16 protein-coding genes are annotated in these 12,544 nt (G+C 70.6%); 2 read left to right on the top strand and 14 right to left on the bottom strand.

The window, feature by feature from the left end:
* Position 1: 1 nt before the first annotated feature.
* The 14 genes from Q0C12_RS02730 to asnS form a co-directional block, all read right to left on the bottom strand.
* Entirely contained in the window at positions 2 to 1,009 is a 1,008-nt protein-coding gene (locus Q0C12_RS02730; protein ID WP_290885844.1) for a GGDEF domain-containing protein, read from the bottom strand.
* Between the two features lie 2 nt (positions 1,010 to 1,011).
* A complete protein-coding gene (gene kynU / locus Q0C12_RS02735; protein WP_290885847.1) occupies positions 1,012 to 2,280 on the bottom strand; it encodes a kynureninase in 1,269 nt (422 codons plus the stop codon).
* Positions 2,277 to 3,284, bottom strand: coding sequence for an amidohydrolase family protein (locus Q0C12_RS02740; protein WP_290885850.1), 1,008 nt, complete (start codon positions 3,282 to 3,284; stop codon positions 2,277 to 2,279). Before Q0C12_RS02740 ends, kynU begins: the two co-directional genes overlap by 4 nt.
* A gap of 24 nt (positions 3,285 to 3,308) precedes the next feature.
* Positions 3,309 to 4,268: a sodium-dependent bicarbonate transport family permease gene (locus Q0C12_RS02745; protein ID WP_290885853.1), complete on the bottom strand. Its 960-nt coding sequence runs from the start codon at positions 4,266 to 4,268 to the stop codon at positions 3,309 to 3,311.
* A gap of 3 nt (positions 4,269 to 4,271) precedes the next feature.
* Complete coding sequence (locus Q0C12_RS02750; protein ID WP_290885856.1) at positions 4,272 to 4,799, bottom strand: 3-hydroxyanthranilate 3,4-dioxygenase; 528 nt, start codon at positions 4,797 to 4,799, stop codon at positions 4,272 to 4,274.
* A gap of 1 nt (position 4,800) precedes the next feature.
* Complete coding sequence (locus tag Q0C12_RS02755; protein ID WP_290885863.1) at positions 4,801 to 5,232, bottom strand: RidA family protein; 432 nt, start codon at positions 5,230 to 5,232, stop codon at positions 4,801 to 4,803.
* A complete protein-coding gene (gene can / locus Q0C12_RS02760) occupies positions 5,229 to 5,891 on the bottom strand; it encodes a carbonate dehydratase (RefSeq protein WP_290885866.1) in 663 nt (220 codons plus the stop codon). The genes Q0C12_RS02755 and can overlap by 4 nt, the downstream gene beginning before the upstream one ends.
* 4 nt (positions 5,892 to 5,895) lie before the next feature.
* Complete coding sequence (locus Q0C12_RS02765; RefSeq protein ID WP_343212425.1) at positions 5,896 to 7,341, bottom strand: aldehyde dehydrogenase; 1,446 nt, start codon at positions 7,339 to 7,341, stop codon at positions 5,896 to 5,898.
* Positions 7,342 to 7,408: 67 nt separating this feature from the next.
* Entirely contained in the window at positions 7,409 to 8,221 is an 813-nt protein-coding gene (gene nei, locus Q0C12_RS02770; RefSeq protein ID WP_290885869.1) for an endonuclease VIII, read from the bottom strand.
* A gap of 42 nt (positions 8,222 to 8,263) precedes the next feature.
* Positions 8,264 to 8,554, bottom strand: coding sequence for a PilZ domain-containing protein (locus Q0C12_RS02775; RefSeq protein WP_290885872.1), 291 nt, complete (start codon positions 8,552 to 8,554; stop codon positions 8,264 to 8,266).
* 11 nt (positions 8,555 to 8,565) lie between these two features.
* Positions 8,566 to 9,351: an SDR family oxidoreductase gene (locus Q0C12_RS02780; protein WP_290885874.1), complete on the bottom strand. Its 786-nt coding sequence runs from the start codon at positions 9,349 to 9,351 to the stop codon at positions 8,566 to 8,568.
* Positions 9,348 to 9,695, bottom strand: coding sequence for a hypothetical protein (locus Q0C12_RS02785; protein ID WP_290885876.1), 348 nt, complete (start codon positions 9,693 to 9,695; stop codon positions 9,348 to 9,350). The genes Q0C12_RS02780 and Q0C12_RS02785 overlap by 4 nt, the downstream gene beginning before the upstream one ends.
* 15 nt (positions 9,696 to 9,710) lie before the next feature.
* Positions 9,711 to 10,007, bottom strand: a complete 297-nt coding sequence (locus Q0C12_RS02790; protein WP_290885879.1) for a hypothetical protein — start codon at positions 10,005 to 10,007, stop codon at positions 9,711 to 9,713.
* Between the two features lie 3 nt (positions 10,008 to 10,010).
* Complete coding sequence (gene asnS / locus Q0C12_RS02795; protein ID WP_290885882.1) at positions 10,011 to 11,411, bottom strand: asparagine--tRNA ligase; 1,401 nt, start codon at positions 11,409 to 11,411, stop codon at positions 10,011 to 10,013.
* A 123-nt stretch (positions 11,412 to 11,534) separates the two neighbouring features.
* Between asnS and Q0C12_RS02800 the strand changes: the two genes are divergently transcribed.
* Positions 11,535 to 11,876 (top strand): iron-sulfur cluster assembly accessory protein, encoded by a 342-nt coding sequence (locus Q0C12_RS02800; RefSeq protein WP_290885885.1) that lies wholly within the window; start codon positions 11,535 to 11,537, stop codon positions 11,874 to 11,876.
* A gap of 122 nt (positions 11,877 to 11,998) precedes the next feature.
* A complete protein-coding gene (locus tag Q0C12_RS02805) occupies positions 11,999 to 12,385 on the top strand; it encodes a hypothetical protein (RefSeq protein WP_290885888.1) in 387 nt (128 codons plus the stop codon).
* Positions 12,386 to 12,544: the final 159 nt, after the last annotated feature.

Raw genomic sequence — 12,544 nt, forward strand, 5'->3', positions numbered from 1 at the left:
TTCAGGGGGACGGGGCGTCGGCGACGACGCGGTTGCGGCCGCCGCGCTTGGCTTCGTAAAGGGCGCGGTCGGCACGGTCGAGCGCAGCGGTGATGCTGCCGTCGCCGCGGCGCCAGGCGGCCAGGCCGATGCTGATGGTCACCGGCACGCCCTGGAAATCGGCGGCGGCCACTGCGGCGCGCAGCCGCTCGGCGATGGCGCGCGCGGCGTCCAGGTCGTGGTCGGCCAGCAGCACCGAGAACTCCTCGCCACCGTAGCGGAACAGCGGCATGTCGGCCTCCAGCGCCCGGCCCAGCTCGGCGGCGACCAGGGTGATGATGCGGTCGCCGGCGAGGTGGCCATGGCGGTCGTTGATGGCCTTGAAATGGTCGATGTCGATCAGCAGGAAAACGCAGCCCGCCGCGGGGTTGCGCCCGTTGGCCAGCTGCTGCACGGCCTCGTTGAAGGTGCGGCGGTTGAGACAGTTGCTGAGCGCATCGTGGTCGGAGTGGTAGCGCAGCATGACCGCCGCGCGCTCCTGCAGCAGTGCGTAGGTGAACATGAAGCACACCAGCAGCCCGTAGCCGCTGGCGAATCGCACCACGTCGATCCCCGGGACCAGCGGCGCCAGCATCGCGGTGGCGTAGATCCCGAAAGCGAGCATCCCGGCCAGCGCCAGGCGCGACGACACCAGGAACACCAGCACCGGCGGGAAGATGTAGGCCCAGTGCTGCATGGACCGTTCATGGTAAAGGCCGAACACCATCACGCCCACCAGCAGCGCCGCGATGCTGACGAAGAACACCGTGCCGCCCAGGTGCTTCGGGAGCGCCAGCAGCGCCGCGATGCAGCCGCCGGCGACCGCCAGCGTGATCCAGGCCAGCAGCGCCGTGTCTGCCAGCCCCAGCCGCGTGTTGATGGTACCCAGCACGACCATCAGCACGAAGATCAGCACCGACAGCACCATCGCCACCCGCCAGCGCATCAGCTCGCGCAGCAGGGTGAACGAGTCGCGGCGCAGGTGGGGCACGGTCAGCCGCCGTCGCGCCAGCTTTCCACCGCGTCCACGAAGCGGTGCAGGTCGGTGAAGCGGTTGTAGAGCGGCACCGGCGAGATGCGGATGACGTCGGGCTCGCGCCAGTCGCCGACGATGCCGCGGGCCTCGAGGTATTCGAACAGCACGCGGCCGCGTTCGCGCCCGCCCCGGACCCGCAGCGATAGCTGGCAACCGCGGCGCGCCGGGTCGGCCGGCGTCACCACCTCGAGCACGTTGGCAATGCGGGCGGCGATCAGCGCCTCGAGGTGGCCGGTGAGCCGCTCGGATTTCGCACGCAGCCGCTCCATGCCGGCCTCGGCGAACAATTCCAGCGATACCCGCAGCGGCGCCAGCGCCAGAATTGGCGGGTTGCTGAGCTGCCAGCCCTCGGCGCCCGGCGTGGGCCGGAACTCGGGCCCCATCTTGAAGCGCGTGGCCTGGTCGTGGCCCCACCAGCCCGCGAAGCGCGGCCGGTCGGACACGGCGTGGCGCTCGTGCACGAAGGCACCCGCGACGGCGCCGGGGCCGGCGTTGCAGTACTTGTAGTGGCACCACGCGGCGAAATCGACGCCGCTGTCGTGCAGTGCCAGCTTGAGGTTGCCGGCGCCGTGCGCCAGGTCGAACCCGACCATGCAGCCGCGCGCATGCGCCAGCTCCACGATGCGCTTGAGGTCGAAAGCCTGCCCGGTGCGGTACTGCACGCCCGGCCACAGCACCAGCGCGATGCGGTGGCCGTGCTCGGCCAGCGTGCGTTCGATCGCTTCCATCGAGATCGTGCCGCCCGGTTCATCGGCGGCCAGCTCGATCAGGTCGGTGGCCGGGTCGAAGCCGTGGAAACGGATCTGCGACTCCACGCCGTAGCGGTCGGACGGGAAGGCGCCGGCCTCGATCAGGATCGCCGGCCGCTCGCGCTTCGGCCGGTAGAAGCTGACCATCAAGAAATGCAGGTTGGCGGTCAGCGAATTCATCGCCACCACTTCCGACGGCAGCGCACCGACCAGCGACGCCAGGCCTTCGCGCACCTCGGCGTGGTAGGGCATCCACGGGTGTTTGCCGCGGAAATGCGCCTCGACGCCGAGCGCGGCCCAGTCGTCGAGTTCCTGCACCAGCGCCTCGCGCACGGCCTTGGGCTGCAGGCCCAGGGAGTTGCCGCAGAAATACGCCTGGTCCACGCCCTCATGCTGCGGGATGTGGAAGCGCGCGCGGAAATCGCGCAGCGGATCGGCGGCGTCCAGTGCCTGCGCGGCGGCCAGTTCCATCGTCATTCGAACCTCGACAGCGGCAGGCCCAGCCATTCCAGCGCGGTGCCGTGGTAGAGCCGCGCTTCGTCGGCCTCGCCCAGTCCGAGCGCGGCGATGCCGGCGCCCGGCACCTGTTCGCCCAGCGGGAACGGGTAGTCGGTGCCCAGCATCACCCGCGGCACGCCCACGGTGTCGAGCAGGTAGCGCAGCGCGCGGTTGTCGGCCACCCACGAATCAAAGTAGAGCCTGGGCAGGTAGCTGCGCGGATTGTGCGGGTTGTCGGTGGCCACCAGGTCGGGCCGCATGTTGAAACCATGCTCGATGCGCCCGATGGTGTAAGGGAAACTGCCGCCGCCGTGGGCCAGGCAGACCTTCAGGCGCGGGAAGCGCTCGAGCACGCCGCCGAAGATCAGTGCGCAGGCCGCGCGCGACTGTTCGGCCGGCATGCCCACCAGCCAGGGCATCCAGTACTTGGGCATGGACTCGCTGCCCATCATGTCCCAGGGGTGCACCAGGATCGCCGCACCCAGGTCTTGCGCCGCCTCGAAGAAGGGCAGCAGCTCGGGCGCGTCCAGGTTCCAGTCGCCGATGTGCGAGCCGATCTGCACGCCCTGCAGGCCGAGCTGGTCGACGCAGCGCTCAAGCTCCTGCACGGCGAGGCGCGGCGACTGCATCGGCACCGTGCCGATGCCCGCGCAGTGACGGCGGTGGTCGCGGCAGGCCTCGGCCATGTGGTCGTTCAGCGCCTGGTGCAGCTCGAGCGCGTGTTGCGGCTTGGCCCAGTAGCTGAACATCACCGGCACCGTGCTCAGCACCTGCACCTGCACGCCGAACCGGGCGTAGTCGGCGATGCGTTCCGCCGGATCCCAGGTCTTGGACCAGATCTCGCGGAAGAACTTGCCGTCCTTGTAGATGCGCGCGCGCCCGTCCTCGTGGTGGATCACCGGGAAGCGGGGGTCGCCGTACTTCTCGGCCAGGTTGGGCCAGGTGCGGGGCAGGTAGTGGGCGTGGGTGTCGATCTTGAGCATGGCGGCGATTCTATCCCGCCGGGCTCAGGCGCCGAGCCAGCGCGCGAACCCGGCGTAGGTCGGGATGCCCAGCGCCAGGTTGAAGGGGAAGGTCAGGCCCAGCGAGGCGGTGATGCAGCGGCCCGCGTCGGCTTCCGGCAGCGAGGCCCGCACCGAGGCCGGCGCGGCGATGTACGAGGCGCTGGCCAGCATGGCGCCGAACACCGTGGCGCCGGCCACGCCGAGCCCGACCGCGTGCCCGATGGCCGTGCCGGCCAGGCCGTGGGCTAGCGGCAGCACGGTGGCGAACACCACCAGCCGCCCGACGCCGCGGGTGAGCTGGCGCAGCTGGCTGGCGGCGACCAGGCCCATGTCGAGCATGAACAGCATCAGCATGCCCTGGAACAGCTGGAAGTACATCGCGTCCACCGCCTGCACGCCGTCCTTGCCGGCGATGGCGCCGATGGCCAGGCCGCCGATCAGCAGCACGGCGGTGCGGCCGGTCAGCACTTCACGCACCTGGTGCCAGCTGGGGCGGCCGCCGCCGCGGGCCAGGCCGATGCCGAGCAGGATGGCCGGGATCTCCAGCGCCACCACCAGCGCCACCAGCACCGCCGGCGACGTATCGCCGGTGCGCTCGACGAACTGCTGGGCGGCGATGAAGGTCACTGCCGAGACGGAGCCGTAGTGGGCGGCAATGGCGCCGGCCTGCAGCGCGTTGTCGCGCAGCCAGGTGCGCGCCAGCAGGTAGGCGCTGGCCGCGGTGGCGATGCCGGCGACGATGGTCACGCCCAGCAGCAGCCACAGGTTGTCGGGCGCGCCCTGGTGCAGGGCGACGCCGCCCTTCAGGCCGATCGCCAGCAGCAGGAAGATCGAGAGGTAGGACTGGATTGCCGACGGGATTTCCAGGTCGCTGCGCAGGCCGCGGGCGATCATGCCCAGCGCGAAGGCCAGGACCACGGGCGAAAGCAGGTTGGCGGTCAGCAGGTCGAGCGAGGGGGCCATGGTTCAGGCCTCCGCGTCGTAGCGCGCCGGCGCCGGGTTGAGGTGGCCGCAGGCGCCGCAGGTGCGGTGCGCGCGCGAGCCGTAGAAACGGTCGAACACGGCGCCGAACTGGGTCTCGATGTTGTCCAGCAAGAAGAATTCCTCGTAGAGCTTGTGGTTGCACTGCTCGCAGAACCACAGCAAGCCATCCTTCTCGTGCGGCAGCCGCTTGCGCTCGATCACCAGGCCGATGCCGCCGGCGCTGCGCTGCGGCGAATGCGGCACCCGCGGCGGCAGGTAGAAGACCTCGCCGGCCTTGATCGGGATGTCGCGGGACCGGCCGTCTTCCTGCACCTTCAGCACCATCTCGCCCTCGAGCTGGTAGAAGAACTCCGGGCCTTCGTCCCAGTGGTAGTCGGTGCGCGCATTCGGCCCGCCGACGATCATGATGATGAAGTCGCCGTCGACGATGCACTTGTTGGCCACCGGCGGCTTGAGCAGGTGCCGGTGCTTGTCGATCCACTGCTGCAGGTTGAAGGCCGGCGCGAGCATGTCAGCGGGGCTCCGGGAAGGCCGCCACGCACTTGAGTTCGATCGCGATCGGCGTCGGCAGCGCGGTGATGCCCAGCGTGGTGCGGCAGGGCGCCTTGTCCACGTTCGGGAAGTACTCGGCCCATACGCCGTTGTAGGCGTTGAAGTCGCGCTGGATGTTGGTCAGGTACACGGTGATGTCCACCAGCCAGTCCCAGCGGCAGTGGCTCGCTTCCAGCACCGCGCGCACGTTGGCGAACACCGAGTGGCACTGGGTGACGATGTCGTAGTCCACCAGCTCGCCCTTGGCGCCGTAGACGTTGCCCGGCACCGCGTTGGTGCCCGGCGTGCGCGGGCCGATGCCCGAGAGGAAGAGCAGGTTGCCGACGCGGCGGGCGTGCGGGTAGCGGCCGACCGGGTGCGGCGCGGAGGTGGCGTGGATGATCTCGCTCATGAGGCGTCCTGCAGTTTGCCGCGGATGTGCTGCATCGCCATCTGGTAGGCGACGGGGAGTTCCTCGTTGCCGTCCACGCCCATGCCCAGCTCGCGCACGCGGCCATCGAGCAGGGAGTACACCCAGCCGTGGACGCTCAGCTTCTGGTCGCGGGCCCAGGCGTCCTGGACGATGGTGGTCTGGCAGACGTTGACCACCTGCTCGACCACGTTGAGTTCGCACAGGCGGGCGTGGCGCAGCGATTCCAGGTCGACCTCGGCCAGCATCGACGCGTGCTTGTTCGCGACGTCGCCGACATGCCGCAGCCAGTTGTCGGCCAGGCCGACCCGGGCGCCGGTCAGCGCCGCGTGCACGCCGCCGCAGCCGTAGTGGCCGACCACCAGGATGTGTTCGACCTTGAGCACGTCCACGGCGAACTGGATCGTGCTCAGGCAATTGAGGTCGGTGTGCACCACCACGTTGGCGATGTTGCGGTGGACGAAGACCTCGCCCGGCTGCAGCCCGGTGATCTGGTTGGCGGGCACGCGCGAATCCGAGCAGCCGATCCACAGGTACTTCGGCGCCTGCAGCTGCGAGAGGCGCTTGAAGAACTGCGGGTCCTCGGCGCGCACCTTCGCGGCCCATTCCCGGTTGCGGTCGAGCAGTTCCTTCAAAGGCATCGTGTCATCCCAGGTCGATCGTGACGTTCTTGGCTTCGGTGAAGAAGCGCAGCGCTTCCCAACCGCCTTCGCGGCCGATGCCGGACTGCTTCACGCCGCCGAAGGGGGTGCGCAGGTCGCGGTTCATCCACGTGTTCACCCACACCACGCCGGCCTCCAGCGCCGCGGCCAGGCGGTGCGCACGGCCAAGGTCGCGGGTCCAGACGCTGGCCGAGAGGCCGTACGGCGTGGCGTTGGCAAGCGCCAAGGCCTCCTCGTCGGTATCGAAGGGCTGCAGCGTCACCACCGGGCCGAAGATCTCCTCGGTGTTGGTGCGGCAGTGCGGGCCCAGGCCTTCGATCACCGTGGGCGCGATGAACCAGCCGTCGGCGCAGCGGCCCGCGGGCCGCACGGCCTCGCCGCCGCACAGGATCGTGCCGCCTTCCTCGCGGGCCAGGGCCAGGCAGCCCAGCACCTTGTCGTAGTGCGCGCGCGAGACCACCGGGCCGATATTGGTTTCAGCGAGGTCCGGGTCGCCGATCGCCAGCGCCTGCGCGCGGGCGACCAGCGCGTCGCGGAATTCCGCGTAGTAGCGGCGTTCGACCAGCAGGCGCGAGCCGCACAGGCAGATCTGGCCGGAGTTGAGGAAGGCCGAGCGCACCACGGTGTCGAGCAGTTTTTCCCTCGGCGCGTCGGCGAAGACCAGGGTGGCGTTCTTGCCGCCCAGCTCCAGCGAGGTCTTCTTCAGCGAGCGCGCGCAGCTCTCGGCGATGCGCACGCCGACCGCGGTGCTGCCGGTGAAGCTGATGGCCTTGACGTCGGGGTGGTCCACCAGCGCCTGGCCGGCAATCGCGCCGCGGCCCTGCACGATGTTGAACACGCCGGCCGGGAAGCCGATGTCGCGCGCCAATTCGCCCAGCATCCACGCCGTCACCGGCGTCACTTCGGACGGCTTGCCGACCACGCAGTTGCCCGCGGCCAGCGCCGGCGCGAACTTCCACGTGAACAGGTACAGCGGCAGGTTCCAGGGGCTGATGACGCCGACCACGCCCAGCGGCTGGCGCAGGGTGTAGTTCACGACGCCCGGGGTGGAGTGCGATTCGCTGGCGAACTGGGTGGCGGCGGCCGCGAAGAAGCGCAGGTTGCTGACCGCGCGCGGGATGTCGAGGTTGCGGGCCAGCGCCAGCGGCTTGCCGACGTCGCGCGATTCGGCGGCGGCGAATTCGTCCAGCCGGGCTTCGAGCGCGTCGGCGAGCCGGTTGATCCAGGCGGCGCGCTCGGCGGCGGGCAGGGCGGACCAGGCCGGGAAGGCGCGCCGCGCCGCGGCCACGGCGGCGTCCACGTCGGCGGCGGTGCCATCGGGGCAGTGCGCGTAGACCCGCCCGGTGGCCGGTTCGAAAACGTCGATGGCCGTGCCCCCCGCGGTGCCGCGGGCTTCGCCGTCGATCAGGTGGGTCAGCGGCATTTCCATGCCCGCAAGCTTACCCGCGCAGGTGCCGATACGGACAGGTACAGAACCCCCTCCTACAGGGCGCGGGTCAGGATTGGCAGACCTTGCACCAGTACAGGCGGCGGCCGCCGAGCTCGTGGCGGACGATGACGTCGCCGCACTGGCGGCAAGGTTCGCCCTCGCGGTCGAAGACCTCGAAGCGGAAGCCGCGCGGGGTGTCGGTGAGGTAGTCCTCGGCCATGCCCTTGGCGCGGCGGATGCCGCGGGTGGCGTAGCTGGCGCGCGGCACCGCCAACAGGGCGCGGGCCAGGGCCAGGGTCTCGTCGTCGTCGAGGTCGCGCGGCCGCCGGTTGGGGGCGATGCCGGCCATGAACAGCACTTCCGAGCGCAGGTAGTTGCCCATGCCGGCCAGGAAGGCCTGGTCCAGCAGCAGCGCCACCAGTGCGCGGCCGGCGAAGCGCGGGTCGCGCAGGCGGGCGGCCACGGTGGCTTCGTCCAGCGACAGGTCCAGCACGTCGGGGCCGAGCTTGGCCAGGAAGGGATGGCGCGGCAGCTCGGCGGTCTTCCACATCTCCACCTCGGAGGCCGAGTAGAGCAGGATCGCCTTCTTCGCCGTCTCCAGTGCCACCCGCAGCGAGCGCGTGGTGTCCGGGCGCTCGCCGGCCCTCGCGACTTTCCAGACGCCGTAGAGCTGGTTGTGCGAGTACAGCGTCAGCCCGTGGTCGAAGTGGGTGAGCAGGGCCTTGCCGTGCGGCTCGATCGCGGTGATGCGGTGGTCCACCAGCGAGCGCTGGTAGCGCTTGAGTGCGGGGAATGCGAAGAACGCATCGGTGAGCGGCTGGCCGACCACGGCCTTGGCGAGTTGGTCGGCGGCACGGCGGATTTCAGGACCTTCGGGCATCGCGCAAGGCTGCCGGCGCGCCCGTGCAGGCCGCGTGTGGGCTCAGCGCTTGAGCACCGGCGGCACGGCCTGCACTTCGTGGTACTCGAAGCCCAGCGAGCCGTTCTCGACCCGCGCCACCCTGGCATCCACCACCACGCCGGGGCCGGAGACATCGAAGAACACCAGCCGCACGATCGCCGCGACTTCGAGCTGGCAAGTGGCCGGGCGGAACAGGCCGCAGCCGCCTTCGGACAGGTCCTTGACCTCGCCGACCCAGGCCTGGTCCTCGTGCAGCACCATCACCCGGGCAGCGAAGGGAACGCGGTCGGACCAGCGGTTGTTGGCGTCCATGCTCGGTTGCCTCAGAGGGAACGGGTGCGCCCGCCGTCGACCGGCAGGTTGATGCCATTAACGTAGCCGGCCGCGTTTCCGGCCAGGAAGGCGATGGCCGCGGCCACTTCGGCCGGCTCGGCGAAGCGGCCCGCCGGCACGGTGGCCAGCATGCCGCGCGCGATCTCTTCCGCGGGCTTGCCGGTGGCGGCGGCGCGCTCGGCCAGGATCTGGTCCAGGCGCTGGGTGCGGGTGTAGCCGGGCAGCACGTTGTTGACGGTGATGCCGTGCGGGCCGAGTTCGCTGGCCAGGGTCTTGGCCCAGGACGCGACCGCGCCGCGGATGGTGTTGGAGACGCCTAGGTTGGCGATCGGCTCCTTCACCGAGGTGGAGATGACGTTGACGATGCGGCCCCAGCCGGCGGCGCGCATGCCCGGCAGCACGGCCTGCACCAGCACCTGGTTGGCGACGAGGTGCTGGCGGAACACCGCGAGGTAATCCTCGGGCGCGGCCGCGTGCGCGGGACCGCCCGGCGGGCCGGCGGTGTTGTTGACCAGGATGTGCACCGGGTACTTCGCGCACAGCGCGGCCACCGAGGCGGACAGGCCGGCGCTGTCGGAGGAGTCCGCGGCGACGTGGCGATGCTGCTGGCCCTCGGCGCGGGGCAGGGCGGCCACCACCTCGGCCAGCCGGCCGGGGCGGCGCGCCAACACGGTGACGTCGGCGCCGAGCGCGGCCAGCGCCTGCGCGGTGGCCAGGCCGATGCCTTCCGAACCGCCGCAGACCAGGGCGTGGCGGCCACGCAGGGACGCGCTCACCGGTCTTCCCCGGTCAGCGGGTTCTTCAGCGGCTGCACCATCAGCTCGCGCAGGGTCTCATCGTCCTCGGCCCGCGGCGGCTCGATCTCCTCGAGGTCAAGGCCCCAGGCCTCGGCGTCATCGGCGTCCATGCCGTCGAGGGCGCGGAACTCGGCGTCCATCAGGGCGGCGCGGGCGACGTCCTCGCTCTCGTAGATGTTGATGCGGCCATCGCAGTCGAAGACCTCGGCCACGCCGCTCTCGAGCACCCGCAGCCGCGACCACACCAGCATGCGCGGCAGCGCCGCCAGCCACCACTGGTCGGAATCGCGCGGGCCGTTGTCGAGCTCGTTTTCCTGGGACATGCGGGGTTTCCTTGGTTACTGCAGGGCGATCAGCGCGACGACGCCCACGGCGCCGACCAGGCTGAGCCAGCCGCTGCCGGCGGTGATGCCGGCGAAGAAGTTCAGGTTCTTGTCGTTGGCGGCGCGGTGCTGCCAGCGCATCAGCCACCAGCTATAGCCCCAGCCGCCGTCCTCGGTGCCCGGCGCGAACGGGATCTGCTTGTCGAGCTGGTGCCTGAAGGCCAGCACCCGGAAGCCGAAGTGCGCCGGCGCCGCCGAACCGGCCAGGCCGAGGAACAGGAACAGCAGCAGCGAACCCGCGCCGGTACCCATGGTTCAGAACGTCGCCAGGCCCGGCGCGCGCGGGTAGGGGATCGCGTCGCGGATGTTGGCCAGGCCGCAGGTGTAGACCACCAGCCGCTCGAAGCCGAGGCCGAAGCCGGCGTGCGGCACGGTGCCGTAGCGGCGGAAGTCGCGGTACCAGCCGTAGTGCTCGCCGTCGAGGCCGAACTGCGCCATGCGCGCGTCCAGCACGTCCAGGCGCTCCTCGCGCTGGCTGCCGCCGATGATCTCGCCGATGCCCGGGGCCAGCACGTCCATCGCCGCGACGGTCTTGCCGTCGTCGTTCAGGCGCATGTAGAAGGCCTTGATCTGCTCGGGGTAGTTCATCACCACCACCGGGCGGCCGACGTGCACTTCGGTGAGCCAGCGCTCGTGCTCGGTCTGCAGGTCCAGGCCCCATTCGACCGGGAAGTCGAACTTGTGGCCGGACTTCTGCAGCAGCGACACCGCCTCGGTGTAGTCAATGCGCTCGAAGGGCGAATCCACCATCGCTTCAAGGCGCGAGACCGCCGTCTTCTCGACGCGCTCGGCGATGAAGGCCAGGTCGTCGCCGCGCTCGGCCAGCACGGCCTTGAACAGGTACTTCAGGAAGGCCTCGGCCAGGTCGGCGTCGGCCTTGAGGTCGGCGAAGGCGATCTCCGGCTCGATCATCCAGAACTCGGCCAGGTGGCGCGTGGTGTGCGAGTTCTCGGCGCGGAAGGTCGGGCCGAAGGTGTAGACCTTGCTCAGCGCCAGGCAGTAGGCCTCGACGTTGAGCTGGCCGGACACGGTGAGGAAGGTTTCCTTGCCGAAGAAGTCCTTCGAGAAGTCGACCTCGCCCTTGGCGGTGCGCGGCAGGTTGGCCATGTCGAGCGTGGAGACGCGGAACATCTGGCCCGCGCCCTCGGCGTCGGACGTGGTGATGATCGGCGTGCTGATCCAGTAGAAACCCTGCTCGTGGAAGAAGCGGTGCACGGCCTGGGCCAGGCAGTGGCGGATGCGGGTGACCGCGCCGAACAGGTTGGTGCGCGGGCGCAGGTGCGCCACTTCGCGCAGGAACTCAAGTGAGTGCGGCTTGGGCTGGATGGGGTAGGTCTCCGGGTCCTCGACCCAGCCGACCACTTCGATGCCCGTGGCCTCGAGCTCGAAGGCCTGGCCCTGGCCCTGCGAGGGCTTGAGCACGCCGTGGGCGATCACCGCGCAGCCGGCCGAAAGGCGCTTGACCTCGGATTCGTAGTTGCCCAGCGTGGACGGGGCCACGACCTGGATCGGATCGAAGCAGGAACCGTCGCTGACGTTGACGAAGCTGAGCCCGGCCTTGGAATCGCGGCGGGTGCGCACCCAGCCGCGGACCGTGACTTCGCTGCCGGGCGCGTGCTGCCCCGAGAGCGCCTGCTGGACGCTGACCACTGCCATGCTCTTGAATCCCTGCCCGGACGGGCCAATTTGCGGAAGACCGCAAGGATACCCGCAGGCGTGGGTTCACGCAGCGCCGGTATACTGCCCCGGTCCCATCCCCGTTCGCCGCGAGACTTTCCCATGGCCGTCACCCTGACCCCCGCCGCCGCCGCCCGCGTCCGCAGCTACCTGGCCGAAACGCCGGGCGGCATCGGCCTGCGCTTCGGCGTCCGCAAGTCCGGCTGCACCGGCTTCGCCTACGTGGTCGACATCGCCAAGGCCGCCGGCCCCGATGACCACGTGTTCGAGACCGACGGCGTCGCCGTCCGGGTGGATGCCGAGAGCCTGCCCCAGGTGGACGGCACCGAGATCGACTTCGTCAGCCAGGGCCTGAACCAGCAGTTCGTGTTCCGGAACCCGCGCGTGTCGGCCGAATGCGGCTGCGGCGAGTCCTTCAGCACGGACGCTGACCAGGCCGCCTGAGCCGCGGCTTCTGTTGGACACCGCACCGACGCGCCGGGCCCGATCCGGCACCGTGGCGTTGCCCGGACCCCTTGTGCAGCCTGCGCCAGAGCCACCGGGCCCCGCCATCTGCCGAGGTCGCCATGAGCAGCCGGACCAGCCCGCGCGCCAACTCTTCCGACTTCCCCGCCGCCGGCGCGCCCGGCCTGTTCCAGGCGCTGCGCGCCGCCCTGCGGGGCTGGGCCTGGGGATCGGCACCGGCTGAGCCCGCGGCGCGGGACGAGCCGGTGTTGCCCATCACGCCGGACCCCGACCTGCACTACCTGCGCCGCATCGCCGGCAGCGCCGGCCGCTGGAAGCGCCAGCTGGCCGAGGCCAAGGCGGTCTGGCCGCGCGCCTCGGTGGCGGACCTGGTGGCCACCGACGGCCACGTGCAGAAATTGGCCGCCCTGCTGCAGGAGCGCTACCAGATCAGCCACGCGGAGGCCGAGGCCGAGGTGCTCAGCTTCTTCGCTGCGCGCTCGCCATGACCACGCTATGCCGCATCGACTGGGTCGAGACCCGGTCCGACCGCGAGGCCCGCCTGGCGCGGGCCCAGTGCGGCACCGTGGTTTCCAGGGCCCCGGACCCCGCCCCCCTACCTGCGCCCGATCCCCCCGTGGCGGCGCGGCCGGGGGCGGCCCGGGCCC

Source organism: Arenimonas sp. (assembly GCF_022842045.1).
GTDB lineage: Bacteria > Pseudomonadota > Gammaproteobacteria > Xanthomonadales > Xanthomonadaceae > Arenimonas.

What these genes read in the sequence shown, in the direction of transcription:
- kynU (WP_290885847.1), bottom strand. Translation starts at nt 2,280, where the DNA reads ATGACGATGGAACTGGCCGCCGCGCAGGCACTGGACGCCGCCGATCCG.
- Q0C12_RS02740 (WP_290885850.1), bottom strand. Translation starts at nt 3,284, where the DNA reads ATGCTCAAGATCGACACCCACGCCCACTACCTGCCCCGCACCTGGCCC.
- Q0C12_RS02745 (WP_290885853.1), bottom strand. Translation starts at nt 4,268, where the DNA reads ATGGCCCCCTCGCTCGACCTGCTGACCGCCAACCTGCTTTCGCCCGTG.
- Q0C12_RS02750 (WP_290885856.1), bottom strand. Translation starts at nt 4,799, where the DNA reads ATGCTCGCGCCGGCCTTCAACCTGCAGCAGTGGATCGACAAGCACCGG.
- Q0C12_RS02755 (WP_290885863.1), bottom strand. Translation starts at nt 5,232, where the DNA reads ATGAGCGAGATCATCCACGCCACCTCCGCGCCGCACCCGGTCGGCCGC.
- can (WP_290885866.1), bottom strand. Translation starts at nt 5,891, where the DNA reads ATGCCTTTGAAGGAACTGCTCGACCGCAACCGGGAATGGGCCGCGAAG.
- Q0C12_RS02765 (WP_343212425.1), bottom strand. Translation starts at nt 7,341, where the DNA reads ATGGAAATGCCGCTGACCCACCTGATCGACGGCGAAGCCCGCGGCACC.
- nei (WP_290885869.1), bottom strand. Translation starts at nt 8,221, where the DNA reads ATGCCCGAAGGTCCTGAAATCCGCCGTGCCGCCGACCAACTCGCCAAG.
- Q0C12_RS02775 (WP_290885872.1), bottom strand. Translation starts at nt 8,554, where the DNA reads ATGGACGCCAACAACCGCTGGTCCGACCGCGTTCCCTTCGCTGCCCGG.
- Q0C12_RS02785 (WP_290885876.1), bottom strand. Translation starts at nt 9,695, where the DNA reads ATGTCCCAGGAAAACGAGCTCGACAACGGCCCGCGCGATTCCGACCAG.
- Q0C12_RS02790 (WP_290885879.1), bottom strand. Translation starts at nt 10,007, where the DNA reads ATGGGTACCGGCGCGGGTTCGCTGCTGCTGTTCCTGTTCCTCGGCCTG.
- asnS (WP_290885882.1), bottom strand. Translation starts at nt 11,411, where the DNA reads ATGGCAGTGGTCAGCGTCCAGCAGGCGCTCTCGGGGCAGCACGCGCCC.
- Q0C12_RS02800 (WP_290885885.1), top strand. Translation starts at nt 11,535, where the DNA reads ATGGCCGTCACCCTGACCCCCGCCGCCGCCGCCCGCGTCCGCAGCTAC.
- Q0C12_RS02805 (WP_290885888.1), top strand. Translation starts at nt 11,999, where the DNA reads ATGAGCAGCCGGACCAGCCCGCGCGCCAACTCTTCCGACTTCCCCGCC.